This is a genomic window from Microbulbifer mangrovi (assembly GCF_002009015.1).
GTDB lineage: Bacteria > Pseudomonadota > Gammaproteobacteria > Pseudomonadales > Cellvibrionaceae > Microbulbifer > Microbulbifer mangrovi.
The window spans coordinates 1-299 of record NZ_LZDE01000017.1 but is presented as its reverse complement, the minus strand read 5'-3'; the positions used below and the strand labels follow the sequence as shown (position 1 = coordinate 299).

1 protein-coding gene is annotated in these 299 nt (G+C 47.2%); it reads left to right on the top strand.

Going from position 1 to position 299, the window contains the following annotated elements:
• Positions 1-40: 40 nt before the first annotated feature.
• A partial coding sequence (locus tag B4U49_RS19185; RefSeq protein WP_420811452.1) for a GFA family protein occupies positions 41-299 on the top strand: 259 nt, incomplete at its 3' end.

The window sequence follows — 299 nt, the reverse complement described above, 5'->3', positions numbered from 1 at the left end:
GCGCCTGCGCTGGGCGTTATGTGAGCACAAGGAGGGAGCTATGAGCCTGAATTTGAAAGAGGTGGATGGGATAAAAATTCAGCCAAAACATGTAGCCTCATGCCATTGTGGCTCTGTCAAAATTGAGCTGGATCTGCCTAATGGCCTTATAGATCTTCGGCGTTGTGATTGCTCTTTGTGCCGTAGAAGAGGTGCAATAGCCGCGTCAGTTCCGCTAGATGGTATTAATATCTTGGAAGGGGGGGAGCATTTAAAGCTCTATCAGTTCAATACCAATACAGCGAAACACTATTTCTGCG